Source organism: Pseudomonas sp. MDT1-17, assembly GCF_054898105.1.
This window is the reverse complement of record NZ_JBUBVM010000001.1, coordinates 978508-1000155: the sequence shown is the minus strand read 5'-3', so window position 1 is coordinate 1000155 and position 21648 is coordinate 978508. Positions and strand designations below refer to the sequence as shown.

19 protein-coding genes are annotated in these 21648 nt (G+C 60.0%); 18 read left to right on the top strand and 1 reads right to left on the bottom strand.

All coding sequences use genetic code 11. From position 1 onward, the window contains the following. The first annotated feature begins 115 nt into the window (after positions 1 to 115). The 18 genes from ACYZTX_RS04385 to ureC all read left to right on the top strand — a co-directional run bounded on the left by ACYZTX_RS04385 (position 116) and on the right by ureC (position 16481). A complete protein-coding gene (locus ACYZTX_RS04385; RefSeq protein WP_462033109.1) occupies positions 116 to 418 on the top strand; it encodes a type II toxin-antitoxin system RelE/ParE family toxin in 303 nt (100 codons plus the stop codon). A gap of 3 nt (positions 419 to 421) precedes the next feature. After that, positions 422 to 712: an addiction module antidote protein gene (locus tag ACYZTX_RS04380; protein ID WP_462033108.1), complete on the top strand. Its 291-nt coding sequence runs from the start codon at positions 422 to 424 to the stop codon at positions 710 to 712. A gap of 98 nt (positions 713 to 810) precedes the next feature. Further along, positions 811 to 1209, top strand: coding sequence for a DUF2946 domain-containing protein (locus ACYZTX_RS04375; protein ID WP_462033107.1), 399 nt, complete (start codon positions 811 to 813; stop codon positions 1207 to 1209). A gap of 48 nt (positions 1210 to 1257) precedes the next feature. After that, on the top strand, positions 1258 to 1737 hold the full coding sequence (locus ACYZTX_RS04370) for a copper chaperone PCu(A)C (RefSeq protein ID WP_462033106.1): 480 nt from the start codon (positions 1258 to 1260) through the stop codon (positions 1735 to 1737). Between the two features lie 21 nt (positions 1738 to 1758). After that, positions 1759 to 2187, top strand: coding sequence for a DUF2946 domain-containing protein (locus ACYZTX_RS04365; protein WP_462033105.1), 429 nt, complete (start codon positions 1759 to 1761; stop codon positions 2185 to 2187). Positions 2188 to 2271: 84 nt separating this feature from the next. Further along, the gene (locus tag ACYZTX_RS04360) at positions 2272 to 4389 is read left to right on the top strand and encodes a TonB-dependent copper receptor (protein ID WP_462033104.1); all 2118 of its coding nucleotides are present in this window, start codon (positions 2272 to 2274) and stop codon (positions 4387 to 4389) included. Between the two features lie 131 nt (positions 4390 to 4520). Beyond that, positions 4521 to 5900, top strand: coding sequence for a PepSY-associated TM helix domain-containing protein (locus tag ACYZTX_RS04355; protein WP_462033103.1), 1380 nt, complete (start codon positions 4521 to 4523; stop codon positions 5898 to 5900). A gap of 272 nt (positions 5901 to 6172) precedes the next feature. Then, positions 6173 to 7438 (top strand): urea ABC transporter substrate-binding protein, encoded by a 1266-nt coding sequence (gene urtA, locus ACYZTX_RS04350; RefSeq protein ID WP_462033102.1) that lies wholly within the window; start codon positions 6173 to 6175, stop codon positions 7436 to 7438. 161 nt (positions 7439 to 7599) lie between these two features. Next, positions 7600 to 9102 carry an urea ABC transporter permease subunit UrtB gene (urtB, locus tag ACYZTX_RS04345; protein ID WP_462033101.1) on the top strand — a complete coding sequence of 501 codons (1503 nt, stop codon included), beginning with the start codon at positions 7600 to 7602 and terminating at the stop codon, positions 9100 to 9102. Continuing rightward, positions 9102 to 10181 carry an urea ABC transporter permease subunit UrtC gene (urtC, locus tag ACYZTX_RS04340; RefSeq protein ID WP_462033100.1) on the top strand — a complete coding sequence of 360 codons (1080 nt, stop codon included), beginning with the start codon at positions 9102 to 9104 and terminating at the stop codon, positions 10179 to 10181. Before urtB ends, urtC begins: the two co-directional genes overlap by 1 nt. Beyond that, entirely contained in the window at positions 10178 to 11047 is an 870-nt protein-coding gene (gene urtD, locus ACYZTX_RS04335; protein ID WP_462033099.1) for an urea ABC transporter ATP-binding protein UrtD, read from the top strand. The genes urtC and urtD overlap by 4 nt, the downstream gene beginning before the upstream one ends. A gap of 132 nt (positions 11048 to 11179) precedes the next feature. Further along, positions 11180 to 11878 (top strand): urea ABC transporter ATP-binding subunit UrtE, encoded by a 699-nt coding sequence (gene urtE / locus ACYZTX_RS04330; protein ID WP_462033098.1) that lies wholly within the window; start codon positions 11180 to 11182, stop codon positions 11876 to 11878. 30 nt (positions 11879 to 11908) lie between these two features. Further along, positions 11909 to 12748: an urease accessory protein UreD gene (locus tag ACYZTX_RS04325; RefSeq protein WP_462033097.1), complete on the top strand. Its 840-nt coding sequence runs from the start codon at positions 11909 to 11911 to the stop codon at positions 12746 to 12748. Positions 12749 to 12916: 168 nt separating this feature from the next. After that, on the top strand, positions 12917 to 13219 hold the full coding sequence (ureA, locus tag ACYZTX_RS04320; RefSeq protein ID WP_462033096.1) for an urease subunit gamma: 303 nt from the start codon (positions 12917 to 12919) through the stop codon (positions 13217 to 13219). A gap of 9 nt (positions 13220 to 13228) precedes the next feature. After that, complete coding sequence (locus tag ACYZTX_RS04315; RefSeq protein WP_462033095.1) at positions 13229 to 13762, top strand: GNAT family N-acetyltransferase; 534 nt, start codon at positions 13229 to 13231, stop codon at positions 13760 to 13762. Between the two features lie 6 nt (positions 13763 to 13768). Beyond that, positions 13769 to 14302 carry a GNAT family N-acetyltransferase gene (locus tag ACYZTX_RS04310; protein WP_462033094.1) on the top strand — a complete coding sequence of 178 codons (534 nt, stop codon included), beginning with the start codon at positions 13769 to 13771 and terminating at the stop codon, positions 14300 to 14302. Continuing rightward, complete coding sequence (locus ACYZTX_RS04305; RefSeq protein ID WP_462033093.1) at positions 14302 to 14610, top strand: urease subunit beta; 309 nt, start codon at positions 14302 to 14304, stop codon at positions 14608 to 14610. The genes ACYZTX_RS04310 and ACYZTX_RS04305 overlap by 1 nt, the downstream gene beginning before the upstream one ends. A gap of 170 nt (positions 14611 to 14780) precedes the next feature. Beyond that, positions 14781 to 16481, top strand: coding sequence for an urease subunit alpha (ureC, locus tag ACYZTX_RS04300; protein WP_462033092.1), 1701 nt, complete (start codon positions 14781 to 14783; stop codon positions 16479 to 16481). 44 nt (positions 16482 to 16525) lie between these two features. Here the strand turns inward: ureC and ACYZTX_RS04295 are convergent, their stop codons facing one another. Next, on the bottom strand, positions 16526 to 21613 hold the full coding sequence (locus tag ACYZTX_RS04295) for an NEL-type E3 ubiquitin ligase domain-containing protein (RefSeq protein ID WP_462033091.1): 5088 nt from the start codon (positions 21611 to 21613) through the stop codon (positions 16526 to 16528). Positions 21614 to 21648: the final 35 nt, after the last annotated feature.

Below are 21648 nucleotides of genomic sequence, written 5' to 3'. Positions count from 1 at the left end.
AGTCCGGGCCCTCTGATCCTAACAAGCACACCAACCTTGCATGCTAAGGGACGACTAAATTCGGCCCGAGGAAAGTGCGGCTTGCCAACCTGTATCCCAAGGAATACGATCGAACATGATCGACTTCGAACGATCCCGAGCTTTTGCCGATTGGCTTGATTTACTGAGAGACACCATTGGCAAGGCTCGGATCATCGCCAGGCTCCGAGCTGCCGAACATGGAAATTTTGGTGATTGCGAACCGGTAGGCGGAGCTGTTTATGAAATGCGTGTGCATTATGGTCCCGGCTACAGAATGTATTTCACCCGCCGAGGTGAAGTGGTTTATTTGCTGCTGGTGGGAGGTGACAAGTCGACTCAAAAACGAGACATCAAACGCGCCATTCAAATGGCGCAAAACATCGGTAATGAGGAGTAAATCATGGCCGAACAATTCACCCGTTTCGATGCCGCCGAATTTCTAAAAACACCAGAAGAAATGGCTGCCTACCTGGACGCCTGTTTTGAAGAGGATGCTGGCGACGGAGTGCTCATACGTGCCGCACTTAACGACATAGCCCGAGCAAAGGGCATGACACAGATTGCCCGCGATTCAGGTCTGGGTCGTGAAAGTCTGTACAAAGCATTGGGCAGCACTGGCAATCCGGAATTCGCGACTATCATGAAGGTTGTGAAAGCTTTGGGTCTGCGCTTGCACGCCAGCGCACTCTGATCGCGCTGCGACACCACACCGCACGCCGCTTTTTTACTTATCGGCCCTGATCAGGCTAAATGGCCGCACCTGATCGCCCACCCAACCGGATTTGCCTCATGTCCCGACAACGGCTCGCATTTGCCTGGATCGCCTGCTTCGCAGTGCTGTTCAACATGCTGGCCATGCCGATGACCGGAGCGATGGCGCAGACGGCGAAATCACCCGCCGACCAGTTGTTGTGGGGCAGTTTCTGTTCGTCCAGCGGCACGAAGATGGTGGCGATTTCCCTGGGCGACATCGAACAGAAAGCCCCGCAGAGCGACGATCATTCCAACATGCAACATTGCTGGTGTTGCTCGGGCTCCGCGCCTTTAGTGGCGTTGCCCGGGCATGTGCCGCAGCTGTATTTCGCGCATTTCGATGCCAATCGAAGCCTGCCCACCACCTCTCTCGATACACCGACACCGCGCCAGCAATGGCCGAGCCTCAACCCCCGCGCCTCCCCTCTGGTGTGATTCCTTCTCGCAATTGACCTGCGTTTTGAATCGCTCTGGAGAACTGCCATGTTGAACAAACTCATCGTCCTGGCCGCGTTGCTGTTGCCTGCCTGCTTTGCCAATGCCCACGAATACAAGGCCGGGGAGCTGGAAATCGCTCACCCCTGGTCGCAGGAATTGCCGCCCAACGCGCCAACCGTAGCGGCCTATTTTGTCATTCAGAACACAGGCAAAACCTCTGACCGCCTGCTCAGCGTCGACTCGCCGATTGCAGGCATTGCTCAACTGCATGAGCACGTCAAGCAAAACGACCTGATGAAAATGAAGCAGGTGCCAAGCGTCGAAATCCCGGCCGGTGGCGAAGTCACTTTTGCGCCGATGGCCTACCACGTGATGCTGCTGGAGCTGAAAGACCGCAGCCTGTTGAGCGACGGCAAACGCTTCCCGCTGACGATGCACTTCGAGAAATCCGGTGACGTGACGGTCGACGTCGCGGTGCAGAAAAAAGCACCGGACGGCATGCAAGCACACGCGCACGCCCAGTAATCGACAGCGCTGAAAACGCCCATGCGCCCGCTTAGCGCCAGGTCATCCGCACACCGTCGTCATCCGTTAAGCCTGACGCGCGGCAGCTGGATCAGCCTGTTCGCCATGTTGATGATCTTTATCGGCCCGCTGATTTCTCAGTCGATGCCGATGGATCAACGCGCGTCAATGTCCATGAGCATGGACATGTCGGCGATGGAGCACGCCGATCATGGCGCGCAACCCGCTGCCGAGCACTGCCCGCCAAAAGCCGAACATCACGCGCTCTGGGAAAAATGCGGCTATTGCAGCCTGCTGTTCAATTGCCCGGCGCTGACCGGCGGCCAGTCCTTCATCGCGTACGACACGCCAACAGCCACCACTTTCACCCCCCCTTCCCCCCGACAGGGCCACGCCCGGCCAACCTTCTTCCCCGGCGCCCGCACTCGCGCCCCACCCATCGACGCGTAAACACCCACATCCGCTCTCACACGATTTAGAAGACAGCCCCAGGCTGCCGGCCGTGTCGTTTACGACTGTTCGATGGAAATTGTCATGTCCAGGTTTTCTGCTGACACACGCTTGCGCCCTGCCCAAGCTTCTTTTGCCCCGAACGAATCGAGTATTCGTTTCAGGCACGTCACCGCCTTCCTTTGCGGTGCACTGCTGACACCGATGGTGCTGGCCGATGAACACGCAGGTCACAGTGAAGAACTGAGCCCAACGGTGATCACCGCCATCGCGCCGAGTTCGCCGCTGACCATCGTCACCAACCCCAAAGACCCGCGCCAACCGGTGCCGGCCAGCGACGGTGGCGACTACCTGAAAACCATCCCCGGCTTCGCCCTGGTGCGCAATGGCGGCACCAACGGCGACCCGGTGCTGCGCGGTATGTTCGGTTCGCGGCTCAACATCCTCACCAACGGCGGTCAGTTGCTTGGCGCCTGCCCCGGCCGAATGGACGCACCGACCTCGTACATCTCGCCGGAAACCTACGACAAACTGACCGTCATCAAAGGCCCGCAAACCGTGCTCTGGGGACCCGGCGCATCGGCCGGCACCATCCTCTTCGACCGTGAGCCGGAGAGCTTCGGCGAACTCGGCACCCGAGTGAACGCCAGCCTGCTGGCTGGCTCTAACGGGCGTTTCGACAAGGTGGTGGACGCCGCTGCCGGCGGGCCGCTGGGTTACGTGCGAGTGATCGGCAACACTGCGCATTCCGACGACTACCGAGACGGCAACAACGACACCGTGCCGTCGCGCTATGACAAATGGAACGGCGATATGGCAGTTGGCTGGACCCCGGACGCTGACACCCTGCTGGAACTGACCGCCGGCAAGGGCGATGGCGAAGCCCGTTACGCCGGGCGCGGCATGGACGGCTCGCAGTTCAAGCGCGAAAGCCTGGGCCTGCGTTTCGAGAAGTCGAACATCGGCGATGTGCTGGATAAAGTCGAAGCGCAGATTTACTACAACTACGCCGACCACGTGATGGACAACTACACCCTGCGCACGCCGTCCGGCACCGGAATGATGGCCGGCCCGATGGCTTCCAACGTCGACCGTCGAACCCTCGGCGCACGGATCAAAGCCACTTGGCGCTGGGCCGATGTGCAGTTGATCAGCGGCATCGATGCGCAGACCAACGAACATCGCCAACGCAGCGCCATGGGCATCGACGTCTACAAGGATCTGCCGCGCAACAAGGACGCCGACTTCCACAACTACGGCGTGTTCAGCGAATTGACCTGGTACGCCGCCGACCGTGATCGGTTGATTACCGGTGCACGCCTGGACCGCGCCTCGGCCAAGGATTATCGGCAGACCACTGGCTCAGGAATGATGACTCGCGCCAACCCGACCGCCGACGATACCCGCGCCGACACCTTGCCAAGCGGTTTCGTCCGTTACGAGCATGATCTGGAGGACAGCCCGACCACGTTGTATGCCGGCCTCGGTCACACCCAGCGTTTCCCGGATTACTGGGAGCTGTTTTCGCCCAAATCGGGGCCCGCCGGATCGGTGAACGCCTTCGATTCGATCAAGCCTGAGAAAACCACCCAGCTCGACTTCGGCCTGCAATACAAGACCGACGACCTCGAAGCCTGGGCCTCGGGATACGTCGGGCAGGTGCGCGATTACATCCTGTTCAACTACACGCCCGCAATGATGGGCATGACCTCGCAAGCACAAAACATCGACGCACGAATCATGGGCGGCGAATTGGGTGCGGCCTACAGGCTGACCAGCCATTGGAAAGCCGACGCGACCCTGGCCTATGCCTGGGGCAAGAACAGCAGCGACGGCAACGCACTGCCGCAAATGCCGCCGCTGGACGCACGTTTCGGCCTGACCTACAGCGCAGACAACTGGAGCGCAGGTGCCTTGTGGCGGGTGGTTGCGGAGCAAAACCGCATCGACCAGAACAAGGGCAACGTCGTCGGCAAGGACTTCGACAAGACCTCGGGTTTTGGCGTGTTCTCGCTCAACGGTGCGTACCGGATCGACAAAAACTGGAAGGTCAGCACCGGCGTCGACAACCTGTTTGGCAAGGCCTACGCCGAGCATTTGAACCTCGCCGGTAACGCCGGTTTCGGCTACCCGGCCAATGACCCACAAGCCATTACAGAACCGGGGCGCACGCTCTGGACCAAAGTGGACATGAGTTTCTAACAAGAAAAGTCAAAAGATCGCAGGCTACGCCAGCTCCTACATTGGAACACGTACACCCCGTAGGAGCTGTCGAGTGAAACGAGGCTGCGATCTTTTACAGACAATTGAATCGCCAAAGCGGAGCACACGTGATGAAACAGCCCACAGTGAATTTCTACAACCTGGCCTGGCGCTGGCATTTCTATGCCGGTCTGTTCGTCGCGCCTTTCATGGTAATGCTGGCCCTGACCGGCATCATTTACCTGTTCAAACCGCAACTCGACCCGTTGATGTACGGCAGCCTGCTGAACGTCCCGGCCGGGCATCACAGCGTCCCGGCCGACGACCTGCTCAAGCGGGTAAAAGCGGCGTATCCACAGGGTCAGATCAAGCAGTACCTGCCGCCGGTCAACGCCGAACGCAGCGCGCAATTTGTCGTGCTCAATGCCGGCAATGAGCTGAACGTGTTCGTCGATCCCTACCAGGGCGACATCCTCGGCGAGCAAGACGCGAAGAAGAATCTGCAAGCGGTTGCGCGAGCGATTCACGGCGAGTTGATGATCGGCACCGTCGGTGATCGACTGATCGAATTGGCCGCCGGTTGGGGCGTGGTGCTGGTGGTCTCCGGCGTCTTTCTGTGGTGGCCGCGTGGCCAGGCGGCCGGGATTTTGTGGCCACGTTTGAGCAGTCGCGGTCGAGTGCTCTGGCGTGACTTGCACGCGGTAACCGGGTTCTGGGGCGCGTCGTTGCTGTTGGTGATGCTGCTCAGCGGCATGACGTGGACCGGGTTCTGGGGCAAGCAATACGCCGAAGTCTGGAATGTCTTTCCGGCAGCGATGTGGGACGACGTGCCCAAGTCCGATGTCGAGGCGCGCAGCCTTAACACCGCCACCCGCCAGACCGTGCCATGGGCGATGGAAAACACGCCGATGCCGATGTCCGGCGACCACGCCGAGCACATGGCCCACGACGGCGCGCAAGCCGGCCCCGCCGCGCCGACCATCAGCTTGCAGGACGTGCAGAACATCGCTGCGCAACGCAAGGTCGAACCGGGTTACAGCATCACCTTGCCGACGACCGCCACCGGCGTGTTCACCATCGCAGTGTTCGCCGACGACCCGCGCAACGACGCCACCTTGCATATCGATCAGTACACCGGCGACGTCCTCGCCGACGTGCGCTACGAACAATACGGCACCGTCGCCCGCGTAACGGAAATCGGTGTGATGCTGCACGAAGGCAAAATGTTCGGTCCGCTCAATCAGATCATCGTGCTGCTGATCTGCCTGATGATTGTGCTCAGCGCCGTCAGCGGTGTGGTGATCTGGTGGAAGCGCCGTCCAGAGGGGCAATTCGGTGTTCCACCGTTGCGCCACGACCTGCCGCAATGGAAAACCGCGATGGTCATCATGTTCGCACTGGCGGTGGCGTTTCCGTTGGTAGGCGCTTCGCTGGTGGTGGTCTGGCTGCTCGACCGGGTGCTTTTGTCGCGCCTCAACCGGCAAACTGAATCGGCTTCATCGTCTTCGTAAACAAGATCAAAAGATCGCAGCCTGCGGCTGTGTAGGAGCTGCCGCAGGCTGCGATCTTTAGATGACTTCAAAATTTCAAGGCACCAATGTGGCGCACCTCTTCGCACCAACGCGCCAGGCGCGATCCTTCATGGTGCGCCGCCCAAACCGCGCAACCGCTCTAATACGACATTTTCCCTGCCTTTTGCCGACCAGGCACAGCCCTTGCTAAAGACCCTTCAGTAGTCCGCATCTGCCACCCATAAAATTCATAAGTTCATGGAGATCGCACAATGAAGCGTCGCAGCTTGATCAAGGCTTTCACACTATCGGCAAGCATTGCCGCGATGGGCATGACCTGGACTGTCCAGGCCGCCGAGACCATCAAGGTCGGTATTCTGCATTCGTTGTCCGGCACCATGGCGATCTCCGAAACGTCGCTCAAAGACATGGCATTGATGACCATCGACGAGATCAACGCCAAGGGTGGCGTGAACGGCAAGATGCTCGAACCCGTGGTCGTGGACCCCGCGTCGAACTGGCCGCTGTTCGCCGAAAAGGGTCGTCAGTTGCTGACCCAGGACAAGGTTGCGGTGGTGTTCGGTTGCTGGACGTCGGTGTCGCGCAAGTCGGTATTGCCGGTGTTCGAGGAGCTCAACGGCCTGCTGTTCTACCCGGTGCAATACGAAGGCGAAGAGATGTCGCCGAACGTGTTCTACACCGGCGCCGCGCCGAACCAGCAGGCGATCCCGGCGGTGGAATACCTGATGAGCGAAGAAGGCGGCAGCGCCAAGCGCTATTTCCTGCTGGGCACCGACTACGTCTACCCGCGCACCACCAACAAGATCCTGCGTTCGTTCCTGCACTCCAAAGGTGTGGCGGACAAGGACATCGAAGAGGTCTACACCCCGTTCGGCCACAGCGACTATCAAACCATCGTGGCCAACATCAAAAAATTCTCGGCCGGTGGCAAGACAGCGGTCATCTCTACCGTCAACGGCGACTCAAACGTGCCGTTCTATAAAGAACTGGCCAACCAGGGTCTGAAAGCCACTGACGTTCCAGTCGTGGCGTTCTCGGTCGGCGAAGAGGAACTGCGCGGCATCGACACCAAACCATTGGTGGGCAACCTCGCGGCGTGGAACTACTTTGAGTCGGTCGAGAACCCGGCGAACAAGAAGTTCGTCGCTGACTGGAAAGCCTACGCCAAGAAACACAACCTGCCGGGCGCCGACAAAGCGGTGACCAACGACCCGATGGAAGCCACGTACGTGGGCATCCACATGTGGGCGCAAGCGGCTGAGAAAGCCAAGTCCACCGACGTCGACAAAGTCCGCGAGGCCCTCGCCGGCCAGACCTTTGCCGCGCCGTCCGGTTACACCCTGACCATGGACAAGACCAACCACCACCTGCACAAACCGGTGATGATCGGCGAGATTCAGGCAGACGGTCAGTTCAACGTGGTGTGGCAGACCGAAGGGCCGATCCGTGCAGAGCCTTGGAGCCCGTTTATCTCGGGTAACGACAAGAAGCCGGATTATGCGGTGAAGAGCAACTAAGCCACTGGGTGTCGGGCCTGAGCGCTTCTCTCGGGCCTGACGCACCCCTGTGGGAGCGAGCCTGCTCGCGAATGCGGTGACACATCCAACATACATGTGACTGACACACCGCATTCGCGAGCAGGCTCGCTCCCACATTTAGTCCGCGTAAGGCCAATGATATGCCCACCGCCCTTTACCGCTTCATCCTCGCCCTCGCGCTCTTACTGCCGATGGCCACTCACGCGGGCGACGCCGAAGACTTCGTCGCGGCCAATCCCGTGCAGCAAGCCAAGCTTCTCGAAACCTGGGCCGCGCAGCCCGATCCGGCTCGCATCGAACTGATCAACGCCCTGCAACAAGGCGCGCTGACCGTCGAAGGCCAACCGAAAACCCTGCGCCTGAACAACCGCCTGCGCGGTCTGATCGACACCGCGCTGGCCAGCCACCAATTGCTCGCAACCGACGCCAACCTCCGTCTGGCCGCCGCGCAGCAATTGCAGAAAAGCGCTAAACCTGCGCAGCTTGCATTCCTCGACCAGCAACTGGCTGGCGAAAAAGACCAAAGCGTCCACGCGGCTTTGAGCCTGGCGCTGGCCAATCTGCAACTGGTGGACACCAACCCGGCCGTGCGACTTGCCGCTGTGCGTCTGCTCGGTGAAACCGGTGATCCACTGGCTCGCACTCGCCTCGAAAGCCTGCTGCAACCCGGTGTCGAAGCCGACGCCAATGTGCGTACCGCTGCCGAAACCAGCCTCGCTCAAGTCAAACGCAAGCTGCTCATCGGCGAGGTCCTCGGACAGGCTTTCAGCGGTATGTCACTCGGTTCGATCCTGTTGCTCGCGGCCCTCGGTCTGGCGATCACCTTCGGTCTGCTCGGCGTCATCAACATGGCTCACGGCGAAATGCTGATGCTCGGCGCGTACTCGACGTACGTGGTTCAGCTGATGTTCCAACGCTTCGCCCCGCAAGCCATCGAGTTCTATCCGCTGATCGCCTTGCCGGTGGCGTTTTTCGTGACCGCTGCTATCGGCATGGCGCTGGAACGCACGGTAATTCGCCACCTCTACGGCCGTCCGCTGGAAACCCTGCTCGCCACGTGGGGCATCAGCCTCATGCTGATTCAGCTGGTCCGATTGATGTTCGGCGCGCAGAACGTTGAAGTGGCCAACCCGGCGTGGCTGTCGGGCGGGATTCAGGTGCTGCCCAATCTGGTGCTGCCGTACAACCGCATCGTGATCATCGCCTTCGCCTTATTTGTGGTGGTGCTGACCTGGTTGCTGCTGAACAAGACGCGCCTCGGTTTGAACGTTCGCGCCGTGACCCAAAACCGCAACATGGCCGCCTGCTGCGGCGTGCCGACCGGTCGCGTGGACATGCTCGCCTTCGGCCTCGGCTCGGGCATTGCCGGGCTTGGTGGCGTAGCCCTCAGTCAGATCGGCAATGTCGGCCCGGACCTTGGCCAGAGCTACATCATCGACTCGTTCCTGGTGGTGGTGCTCGGCGGTGTCGGGCAGTTGGCCGGTAGCGTGCTGGCGGCCTTCGGCCTGGGCATCGCCAACAAGATTCTCGAACCGCAGATCGGTGCCGTGCTCGGCAAGATCCTGATCCTCGCGCTGATCATTCTGTTCATTCAGAAACGTCCGCAAGGCCTCTTCGCACTGAAAGGACGGGTGATCGACTGATGAACCAGCCCCTGCTCGTTACCGCAACACAAAAAGCCGGTCCCAAGGTCACGATTGCCGTTGGCGCGCTGATCCTCGTTCTGTTGCTGGCGTTGCCGCTGCTGTCGTTGTTGTCGCCGGACAGCGCGTTTCATGTCTCGGCTTACACGCTGACGCTGGTGGGCAAGATCCTCTGCTACGCGATTGTCGCGCTGGCCCTCGATCTGGTCTGGGGTTACGCCGGCCTGCTGTCCCTTGGTCACGGTTTGTTCTTCGCCCTCGGCGGCTATGCGATGGGCATGTACCTGATGCGCCAGGCCTCGGGCGATGGCTTGCCAGCGTTCATGACCTTCCTGTCGTGGACTGAATTGCCGTGGTACTGGACCGGCACCAGCAGCTTCCTCTGGTCGATGTGTCTGGTGGTATTGGCGCCGGGGTTGCTGGCGCTGGTGTTTGGCTTCTTCGCCTTTCGCTCGCGGATCAAGGGCGTGTATTTCTCGATCATGACCCAGGCCCTGACCTTCGCCGGGATGCTGCTGTTCTTCCGCAACGAAACCGGGTTTGGCGGCAACAACGGCTTCACCAACTTCCGCACCATTCTTGGCTTTGGCATCACCGAACCGGGCACCCGCGCGGTGCTGTTTTTCGCCACCGTGGTGTTGCTGGTGGCGAGCCTGTTCATCGGTTGGCGCCTGGCGCAAAGCAAGTTCGGCCGGGTGTTGACGGCGCTGCGGGATGCGGAAAACCGCCTGATGTTCTGCGGCTACGATCCGCGTGGTTTCAAGCTGTTTGTCTGGGTGCTGAGCGCAGTGTTGTGCGGCCTGGCCGGCGCGCTGTACGTGCCGCAAGTCGGGATCATCAACCCGAGTGAAATGTCGCCGACCAACTCCATCGAGGCCGCGGTTTGGGTTGCGCTGGGCGGTCGCGGCACGCTGATCGGCCCGCTGCTCGGCGCCGGTGTGGTCAACGGCATGAAGAGCTGGTTCACCGTGGCGTTCCCGGAGTACTGGCTGTTCTTCCTCGGCGCGCTGTTCATCGTCGTGACCTTGTACCTGCCCAAAGGTGTAATCGGTTTGCTGAAAAAAAGGGGTGAGCAATGAGAGTGACTGCGACGGCTGAATTCATGCTCGAACCGGCGGTTTTTCCAGTGGAGCCCAACAAGGACGCCGGCAGCAGCCGCGATGCGATCGGCCTCGGTCAGCGCGTCGGTCCGGGCCTGAACACCCGCCACGGCACGATCCTGACGCTAGAAGACATCAGCGTCAGCTTCGATGGTTTCAAGGCGCTGAACGACTTGAACCTGTACATCGGCGTCGGCGAATTGCGTTGCATCATCGGCCCCAACGGCGCGGGCAAGACCACGCTGATGGACGTGATCACCGGCAAGACCCGCCCCAGTCACGGCAAAGCCTGGTTCGGCGAAACCCTCGACCTGACGCAGATGAGCGAAGTGCAGATCGCTCAGGCCGGCATCGGCCGCAAGTTCCAGAAGCCGACGGTGTTCGAAGCCTTGAGCGTTTTTGAAAACCTGGAGCTGGCGCAAAAAACCGACAAGTCGGTGTGGGCCAGTTTGCGGGCTCGCCTGAGTGGCGAACAGAAAGATCGCATCAGCGAAGTGCTGGACACCATTCGCCTGACCGGCTCGGTCAATCGCCCGGCGGGCTTGTTGTCCCACGGTCAGAAGCAGTTTCTGGAGATCGGCATGTTGCTGATGCAGGACCCGCAACTGTTGCTGCTCGACGAGCCGGTGGCAGGCATGACCGACGCCGAAACCGAGTTCACCGCCGAACTGTTCAAGCGCCTGGCGGGCAAGCATTCGCTGATGGTGGTGGAACACGACATGGGTTTCGTCGGCTCCATCGCCGACCACGTCACCGTGTTGCACCAGGGCAGCGTGCTGGCCGAAGGATCGCTGGAACAGGTGCAGGATAACGAGCGCGTGATCGAGGTGTACCTCGGTCGGTAGACCTGTGAATACATTCCAATGTGGGAGCGGGCTTGCTCGCGAATGCGGTGTGTCAGGCAGCACAAATGTTGAGTTTAAGTCCGCCTTCGCGAGCAAGCCCGCTCCCACAAGGGATTTGAGGAGTATTTGAGAATGCTGCAAGTCGACAAGCTGCACCAGTATTACGGCGGTAGCCACATCCTGCGGGGCCTGACGTTTGAGGTGAAGGTCGGTGAAGTCACCTGCCTGCTCGGCCGCAACGGTGTGGGCAAGACCACGCTGCTCAAGTGCCTGATGGGCCTGTTGCCGGCCAAAGAAGGCGCGGTGAACTGGGAGGGCAAACCGATCACCACGTTCAAGCCACACCAGCGGGTGCATGCCGGAATCGCCTATGTGCCTCAGGGTCGGGAAATTTTCGGCCGGCTGACCGTGGAAGAAAACCTGTTGATGGGTCTGTCGCGATTTCCCGGCTCTGAAGCCAAGGAAGTCCCGGCGTTCATCTACGAACTGTTTCCGGTGCTGCTGCAAATGAAGCAACGGCGCGGGGGGGATTTGTCCGGTGGCCAACAGCAGCAATTGGCGATCGGCCGAGCGTTGGCCAGCCGTCCACGCCTGCTGATTCTCGACGAACCCACCGAAGGCATCCAGCCGTCGGTGATCAAGGAAATCGGCGTGGTGATCAAAAAGCTCGCAGCCCGTGGTGACATGGCAATTTTGCTGGTAGAGCAGTTCTATGATTTCGCCGCTGAACTGGCCGATCAGTACCTGGTGATGTCCCGGGGCGAGATCGTGCAACAGGGACGTGGAGAAAATATGGAAGCCGAGGGTGTACGCGGTTTGGTAACGATCTAATCTCTAGCGTCCTGACGATAATTAGAAACCATGAATTTACCTGTTCCCACCGCCGTGTTTACCCCCAGCTGGCACGCCGAGCTGGAGCTCTGCTACGCCCGATTCGGCGACAGTACGCGCCCGGTTCAGCGCCGCCACAAAGGCCCGCTGCGGGTGCAGAAGCATCTGTATGCCGAAGGGCCGGAAGTTTGCCAGCACATCATCGTGCACCCGCCGGGCGGGATTGCCGGCGGTGATCGGCTGGACATCTCGGCCAGTCTCGGCACGGACGCCTGGGCGCAAATCACCAGCCCTGGCGCGGCCAAGTGGTATCGCGCGGCGGGCCCCGCCTATCAGCAGCTGAATTTGAAAGTGGCGACCGGTGCGACACTGGAATGGTTGCCACAAGAGACGATCATTTTCAGTGCCGCGCAGGCAGAACTCAGCACCTGCATCGACCTTGAAGGCGATGCCCGATTGCTTTACTGGGACGTGGTGGCGCTCGGGCGCCCGGCCAGTGGCGAGCGTTTCGACCTCGGACATTTTCAGGCGCAGCTGGACATCCGCCGCGACGGCCAGTTGCTCTGGCATGAACGCCAGCGCATTGTCGGGGGTGACGGATTGCTTGATTCGCCGATCGGGCTGGATGGGCAACCGGTGTTTGCGACGTTGTTGGTGACTGGGGAGGTTGATAGTGAATTGCTGGAGAGGTGCCGTTCGTTGACCCATGACGTGCGGGGGGATTTGACGCAGTTGCCGGGGCTTTTGGTCGCTCGGTGCCTGACGGGTGAAGCACTGTTGGCCCGCGGCTGGCTGATTGAGTTGTGGCGGTTATTGCGCCCGGCACTGTTAGGCCGTGAAGCCGTCCCACCGCGAATATGGGCCACCTGAACACACACCCCCTGTAGGAGCTGTCGAGCGGAGCGAGGCTGCGATCTTTTGATCTTCAGCGGTGCCGAAAAAGACCAAAATCAAAAGATCGCAGCCTCGCTCCGCTCGACAGCTCCTACGGGGCGCTCGACTCAAGATTTGTTTAACTGCCGATATGGATTCCAAACGATGGACCTGACCCCACGCGAAAAAGACAAGCTGCTGATCTTCACCGCCGGCCTCGTGGCCGAACGGCGTTTGGCTCGCGGCGTGAAACTCAACTACCCGGAAGCCATGGCCTACATTTGCGCAGCGCTGCTCGAAGGCGCCCGTGACGGCCGGACCGTGGCCGAGCTGATGCATTTCGGCACCACCCTGCTCAGTCGCGAACAAGTGATGGAAGGCATCCCGGAAATGATTCCGGAGATCCAGGTCGAAGCGACCTTTCCCGACGGCACCAAACTGGTCACCGTTCACCAACCGATCGCTTGAGGCCGCGCCATGAATTACGCCATTCGCGATGCAGCGCATGCCGACTTGCCGGCGATCCGCGACATCTACAACGACGCCGTGCTCAACACCACGGCCATCTGGAACGAACAGGCCGTGGACCTGGGTAACCGCCAGGCCTGGTTCAGCGCCCGGCAATCCCAGGGTTACCCGATTCTGGTGATCGCCGACAGCGACAACACTGTCCTGGGCTACGCTTCATTTGGTGACTGGCGCCCGTTCGACGGATTCCGCCACACCGTCGAGCACTCGGTTTACGTGCGCAGCGACCAGCGTGGCAATGGCCTCGGCCCGCAATTGATCAGCGCGTTGATCGAGCGTGCCAAAAGTTGCGACAAGCACGTCATGGTCGCTGCCATCGAAAGTGGTAATGCCGCCTCTATTCGCCTGCATGAGCGAGCCGGTTTCGTGACGACCGGCCAGATGCCTCAGGTGGGCACCAAGTTCGGTCGCTGGCTGGACCTGACCTTCATGCAACTGACCCTTAATCCTGGCGCGGAACCGCCGACTGCCAACAAGGAGTAATTTCCCATGAACGCCGCCCAACTGCGCCGCGTCAATGTTGAAAGCTTTGCGCACTATCGTCAGGGCTTGATTGATCTGCTGCTCGACGCCGTCGGCTATGGTGCCAGCGTCGGGTTCATGGCCAATCTGGACGCCACCGAGGCCCGAGCCTATTTCGATGATGTCCAGGAGAACCTGAACAAGGGCAACGTGCTGCTGTGGGTGGTGGTCAAGGACGAGCAAGTGCAGGCCAGTGTGCAACTGACCCTGTGCCAGAAAGCCAATGGCCTGAACCGCGCCGAAGTGCAAAAACTGCTGGTGCGTGAACATGCACGCCGCCGAGGTTTGGGCCAACAGTTGATGAGCGCTCTGGAGCAGGCCGCGCTCCAGCACAAGCGCGGCATGCTCTACCTCGACACCGAAGCCGGCTCTCCCGGCGAAGACTTCTACAAGGCTCTGGGTTACACCCGCGCAGGTGAAATTCCCGACTATGCCTGCGACCCGAGCGGCCTCTACAAACCGACCGCGCTCTACTACAAGATTCTCCAGGGAGCCCATTGATGATTCCCGGTGAATACCAGATCCAGGCCGGCGACATCGAACTCAACGTGGGCCGCCGCACCCTCAGCCTGAAGGTGGCCAACAGCGGCGACCGGCCGATCCAGGTCGGCTCGCATTACCACTTCTTCGAAACCAACGATGCGCTGACGTTCGACCGCGCCGCCAGCCGTGGCATGCGCCTGAACATCCCCGCCGGCACCGCCGTGCGCTTCGAACCAGGCCAGAGCCGCGAGGTCGAGTTGGTAGACCTGGCCGGGCATCGTCGGGTGTTCGGGTTTGCCGGACGGATCATGGGGGATCTCGACTGATATCTGCGGTGCGCCTGAAAGATCGCAGCCTCGCTTCGCTCGACAGCTCCTACAGGGGCCGAGCAATCGGGAATTTGCGCGAACACCTGTAGGAGCTGTCGAGCGCAGCGAGGCTGCGATAGCGAGCTATGCGAGCGGTCTCAAATCCAATTGAATCTCAAGGCAAGCGCATGAAAATCTCAAGACAAGCCTACGCCGACATGTTCGGCCCCACCGTCGGTGACAAAGTCCGCTTGGCCGACACCGAACTGTGGATCGAAGTGGAAAAGGACTTCACCACCTACGGCGAAGAAGTGAAATTCGGCGGCGGCAAAGTCATCCGCGACGGCCAGGGCCAAAGCCAATTACTCGCCGCAGAGGTCGTCGACACCCTGATCACCAATGCACTGATCATCGACCACTGGGGCATCGTCAAGGCCGACGTCGGCCTCAAGGACGGTCGCATCGCCGGCATCGGCAAGGCCGGTAACCCGGACATCCAGCCGAACGTGACCATTGCAGTCGGTGCCAGCACCGAAGTCATCGCCGGCGAAGGCATGATCCTCACGGCGGGCGGCATCGACACGCACATCCACTTCATCTGCCCGCAGCAGATCGAAGAAGCGCTGATGAGCGGCGTGACCACCATGATTGGCGGTGGCACCGGCCCGGCCACTGGCACCAATGCAACCACCTGCACGTCCGGGCCGTGGCACCTGGCGCGCATGCTCCAGGCCGCCGATGCGTTCCCAATGAACATCGGCTTCACCGGCAAGGGCAACGCCAGCCTGCCGGAGCCGTTGATCGAACAGGTCAAGGCCGGCGCCATCGGCCTGAAGTTGCACGAGGATTGGGGCACCACCCCGGCGAGCATCGATAACTGCCTGAACGTCGCCGACCAGTACGACGTACAAGTGGCGATCCACACCGACACCCTCAACGAATCGGGCTTCGTCGAAACCACCCTCGCCGCCTTCAAGGGCCGCACCATCCACACCTATCACACCGAAGGTGCGGGCGGCGGGCATGCCCCGGACATCATCAAGGCGTGCGGCTTTGCCAACGTGCTGCCGAGTTCGACCAACCCGACCCGGCCGTTCACCCGCAACACCATTGACGAACACCTCGACATGCTGATGGTCTGCCACCACTTGGACCCAGGCATTGCCGAAGACGTGGCCTTCGCCGAAAGCCGCATTCGCCGTGAAACCATCGCCGCCGAAGACATCCTCCACGACCTCGGCGCGTTCTCGATGATCAGCTCCGACAGCCAGGCCATGGGCCGCGTCGGTGAAGTCATCACGCGCACCTGGCAGACTGCCGACAAGATGAAAAAGCAGCGCGGCCCGTTGCCCGGTGATGGCGAAGGCAACGACAACTTCCGCGCCAAACGCTACATCGCCAAGTACACGATCAACCCGGCGATCACCCATGGAATCAGCCATGAAGTCGGCTCGGTCGAAGTGGGCAAATGGGCGGATCTGGTGCTGTGGCGCCCGGCATTTTTCGGGGTCAAACCGACGCTGATCCTCAAGGGGGGCGCCATTGCCGCCAGCCTGATGGGCGACGCCAACGCCTCGATTCCAACGCCGCAACCGGTCCACTACCGCCCGATGTTCGCCAGTTACGGCGGCTCGCTGCACGCCACTAGCCTGACGTTTATCAGCCAGGCGGCGCGGGAGGCCGGATTGCCCGAAGCCTTGGGCCTGAAAAAGAAAATCGCCGTGGTCAAAGGCTGTCGCGCGGTGCAGAAAACCGACCTGATCCACAACGATTACCTGCCAGAGATCGACGTTGATCCACAGACCTATCAGGTCAAGGCTGACGGTGTATTGCTGTGGTGTGAACCCGCAGAAACCTTGCCAATGGCCCAGCGTTATTTCCTGTTCTGAACAATGAAAGAAGCCCCGGACGCCAGGCGTTCGGGGCTTGCGGGTCAACTACCGATTTTGGTATTCACCTTGTCCAGTCTGGCTCGGTTCAGAGCCTGTTGGGTCAAGGCTTTTTCGAGATCCTTGAGGGCCTTGAACACCTCTTCATCCTCAGCGTTTTCCAGCCTCAGCTTGAGGTCATCGAATTCCTGACGATAGGTCGTTTCCATGAAGGTTTGCCAGATCGGTTGCTCAAGGATCCGCTCGGCCAGCAAGCCTCCTTCTTCCAGAGCAAGCACACGTTGATAGGCTGCCTCGATCATCTCCTTGCTCACCTTGGAAATAGCTCGAAACTGCATGCCTCGCGCTTGCCATGGCAGGTCCAGGCGTTCCGCCAGATCCGTCATGTAGGCCAAATGCACCTCGACTTCATCGATGGTTCCACCTTCAGTTCCGCGGCGATAAAAGGTTTCTCCGGCCCGCAAGCGCTCAGCGACACGCTCGCGGGCAATCCTGCCCAGTTCGTCCAGACGCGCCTTGCCCCTCGCCAGTTGCAGCAACTCGGCTTCCACCAGCCCCGGATTGGCCAATCCATGGGCCTCGTGCACTAATACTTCGACGCCCATGGCATTGAACAACTGAGTGCCGCCATCCACACAGTTGGTGGTGCTGGTCGCCTCGGCAAAAAGTTTCTCACGCAGTTCAGTGTTCTCGGCCATGGCCTCGAGCATGCGCCACACTTTGGCGGTGAGTTCGGTACGATAACTTTTGTCGGCGGCCTTGAAATCATAGGACTCGGTCAACCGCCGGATTTCATTGAAAAACGGCACCGAGCCATGCTCGTCTTCGACGTTGTCCCAGACTTCCTGTTTCGCATTCCACTCTGCGTTGCTCAGCCCTTCTCCCCAATCGGAGCTGTCGAGTACGCCGCGTGGGGGATAAGCGCGATCAGGGTCCAGACCGAGCGATTCGATGTACGTGCGCATCTGCTCAAGGTTCTCGGGCGAAATCCATGGCTCCTCGCGAGTAAAGAATGTGCGCGCCAGCAACTCCGCACGGAAGGAACCGGGCGCCACTTCGGGAATCTGCGTGAGCCTGTTGAACTCAAGGTTCAGATAAATGTTGCGCGGGCGATTGCGGCCAAGATAACCCGTGGGCCAGGTATTAAGCTGACCATGGTCAAGGGTAATTGCCTGCAACCTGGGCATAAGACTGACATCAGGCGGCAAGCGCAACGGGTTGTTACTCATACGCAACATACGCAAGTGGGTCAGTCCTCTGAGGTGGGCGATCCCCGCGCTGTCCAGAGAGATGTTGTTCTTGTTGAGCATCAGATGAGTCAGCCAGCGCAGGTTGCCGACCTCTTGAGGAAACACGGTCAAACTGTTTTGCCTCATGCTCAATTGCCGCAATTGCCGGAATGGCCGCAGGAATCCGACATGCTCATTACGCAGTCCTGCATTGTTCAGGTGGAGTTCGGTGACGTGATCAAAACTGCCCGCCAGTTCAGGCATCGTCGTCAAATGCCTGTCCAGAGGAAAACCGTCCAGATTCAGTGCCTGCGGCGCCACGATGCCTGGTGTCTCAACGCCCGCCGGTCCGGTGCGCTGCCAGCAGCGGCGGAGCTTCGTGTAGATGTCGTTTCTGGAGTTCCATTCCGAGATTCCTTCGGGCGTAAGACGCCAAGCCTGGGTAGGCCGGTTGAGCCATAGGCGCATGGAATCATTGAAGCGGTTGAATTCGGTTTCCAGCGCAGTCAGTCGCTGGTCGGCCCACTCACCAAAACCGTTCATCAGCGCTTGTACCTGACGGTCATCCAGGCCTGGATAGAGTGATCGTGTGCGAGTTCGCAAAAGATCCGCATCTTGTGAGCGCACCCTGTAAGTGCGCATTCCGCCACGCAAACGCATGATCTGCGGGTCGTAAGCGGGCTTGCGTATCGGGTGATCCAGCAGCGTTTCCGAGAACGTGTCGTGTGACAGCGGCGTTTGTTTGACGGCCTGACGCAGCTGGGCTCCCTGATTGATCTCATACCCCAGCGTTTTGCGGTCGGCATCGGGCAAGGCATGCAGCAATGCCCCGTACAGATCGTCCGCTCCATGCAGATGGCCCCCCTCATTGCCGTAAGCCTCATAACGCCCGTCCTCGCGCAATACCAACACCTTGCGCGCCGAGGCATCGACCGGACCAACGCTGTCATGCAGTGCACCGGTGAAGGAGAACTCGCGAACTTCGATGCGCATATTCTTTGGCCATTTCGGCCAGTTTTCCAGGGTATGCAGCGCCAGCCGGCCGGTGTCGGCATTGATCAATTCGTCTAGATAAAGCCCTTCATAGGCGCGACTCAGACGCAAGCCGAACACAGACTTTCGCGCCATTTCGCGCAAGCGCAACGGGATCCGTCGGTCTCGGGTCAATTTCAACAACTCGGCTTCAGCGGCATCGTCCAGCAGGGCTTGCGCGGCGGCGTTCGACAGGTCCGGAAAATCCCCTTTCAACAGGTTTATCCGCGCATCATTGGTGGTTTCCCGGGCCTTGTACAACGTATCGAACAGCGTTTTTTTGCTGTCTTGCGCCTGGCGGGCGATGCGTTTTTGCAGCTCGGCAATACGCGCCGAGCGTTCTTTCGGGACTTCACTGCCGAACCAGTCCTGCAACTGAGTCTCGCTGAGGGCGTCAACCACCCGTGTCGGCAGGCGGCCTTCGCAAACATCGGCCCGGGACATGTTGAGGGTATTTTCAGGCGTAGCCTCGGTCGCACCGAAACTCAGTGACGGTCGGCCCGAAGCGGCATCGGCCTCCAGCACCAGGGCCCTGGATTGCGGCCAGCCAGGTAACTCTGTGACAAACCCCGTCACTTTCTCCGACAGTTCCTGCGGCACCTGACCATTCAGGATCTGCGCACTCAGCTTGTCGGCGTCCGCGTAAGCCTTGAAGCGCTTCAGCGTGTCCATGAGCAAAGGAGCCGGTTGATCATTTTCGACATGCATACGACGTAGCACGCCTTCGTCCACACCGCTGACATGCCTTGCCTGATCCAGCACTTCGTCACTGATCCCATCCACGGATGGACCGAGGCGCCGCAACAGCTTGCCCTTGCCCCATGCCATCGGTTCTTCGAACTCCGTGTGCCAGGCGCCAGCACCGTTGTGTTCGATGTTCAGCTGATAGGCATCCGGGCGCCTGGAATGTTGCAGTCGAGGCTGTCCGGTGAGCGGATCCTCCTTGAGCACGAATTGCTTGTCCTCGAGCGGCAGCACTTTACGCCCGTCATGCTCGATGACGCCGAGAGCATCGGGCGTTGCGGTTTCGGGCAGCGTCAGGCGGTGCTCGTAAGGCGCATGGTCGGGTTTGATCAGACGCGTTTTTCCGCCGGGCAGTTCCACCGGTTTAAGGCTGTCTATCAGGGGGGATGATCTGATCGGCGTGGGGCCTTTGGGCAGCACATGGCCCATGAACATCAGGGCCATTTGCGCACCGTTGATCAACACGCTGTTGATGTGCACCGCGCCCTCTTCGACGTCACCCTTGCTCCAGTCTTCGATGCCCTCGACCAGCTCAGCCAGCAATTGCGCGGCCATCAGGCCTATCATTGCCGGGCCCAGTACCGGTACCAGCATCGCGCCAAAATTGAACACGTTCCAGGCGATGTCCAGATAGCCGCTCAGGCGTTTCCAGCGAGCGGTGGCGTCTTCGTCATCGGTCGGCACCGCGATCAATCGGGCATCGGCAATGGCTTTGTCGCGGCGCTCACGAAACAGACGACCCCACAGGTCGTCGCTGATCAGATAAGTAACAGGTTGCGCATCAGGGTTTTCGACCGGCGTTTCTCGCCACCATGGCCCCATGTCCAGCGGTGCGCGCTGCTGCCAGGTGATGGTCTTGAGCCGTTCATTGACCCGGCTGAAAAAAATCGCCTTGTCTTTCTGTGCGACAAAACGACTGAAAAAACTCTGGTAATCACTTTCACGCAGTTGGCCGATCAGCGTCTTCATGAAATCGGTGAGTGAGGCATATTCCTTCAGCGGATGATCCGGGTCATCCGGTACCCAGGCAATCAAATGCCCGCTCAGCCGATTCTGGCGGTAGATTTCGTCCTTGCGCAGCATCTCTTCCACCACGCCTTTCGGGCCGTTGGCGAAAAAAGCCTTGAGCATGCGAAAGGTATCGAAGCCATTGGATAGCGGGGAAGTGGCCAGTCGGGAGAAATCAAGCCATTGCTTGAGTGCATCGGGCGCCAGGCCATCAATGGCCTTTTTGACCGCCGTTGGTTCGGCCACCGCGCTGAACAGCACAATGCCGGTTATCCGGCAGCCCATCAGCGACAAACGATGACTTTGTAGCGGACGGCCATACCACTGGAGGCCAGAATTGCCGTCGATCAGTGCGCCTATCGTTGTGTAACCGTGCAGGCCGATATCGCCCTTGAGATACGCCGTCATCAACGCCAGTTTGAAGGCCGCTTTGTCACTGGCGATCGAACGCTCGTTGAGCAGGCGAGCGGCGTTGGCATCTGCGGGAGTGAGCAATGATTTGATGTGGGTCTGGTATTGCCCGCCAATGTCGAGGCGGCGGCATAGCGCTGCAATTTTTTGCGGGGTGATGACCTTGATCTCGTGCAGGTCACCACGAACATTCTTGCGCAACACGGCTGAGCCGCTGCGAAACGCATCCTCGCGGGTTTCATCCTCTTCGAAGTTGTGCAGTGCCGCTTCGAGCAGTGTGGAGCGACGGATAGTGCTGGCCTGGGTATCGATCCCCCCGACGATTTTGTTCGGCACATACAGGCGCAATTGCAGATCGCCCGGATCGCCATGCTCGTAGAAGTTCGAGAGCAACATGGTTTTGAGCAACGGCTCGGCAAAGGCCTTGATGTCGTGTTGCAAGTCGCCGAGCAATTCGTCCAGCGGTCCTTGCAGGCGCCAGCGCTCGTCGATGAGTTGCTTGAGATAGTCGCGATCCACCGGTCGGGCTTTCAGATACCAATCAGGAAACGCCGGCTGCACCTGCGCCGCAGACAGGAGCCTGGCCCGTGGTGCCTCGGTGATTGCCTTGGGGATCAACGGTTTTATTCGCGGGTAGTGGACCCCCTTGTCGTCCTTTTCGGCCGGACTTGATGGCACGTTTGGATTGCTTCCTTGCAATTCAGGCATGTCTTTAACACCTTAAAACCAATGTTGGAGTCCTA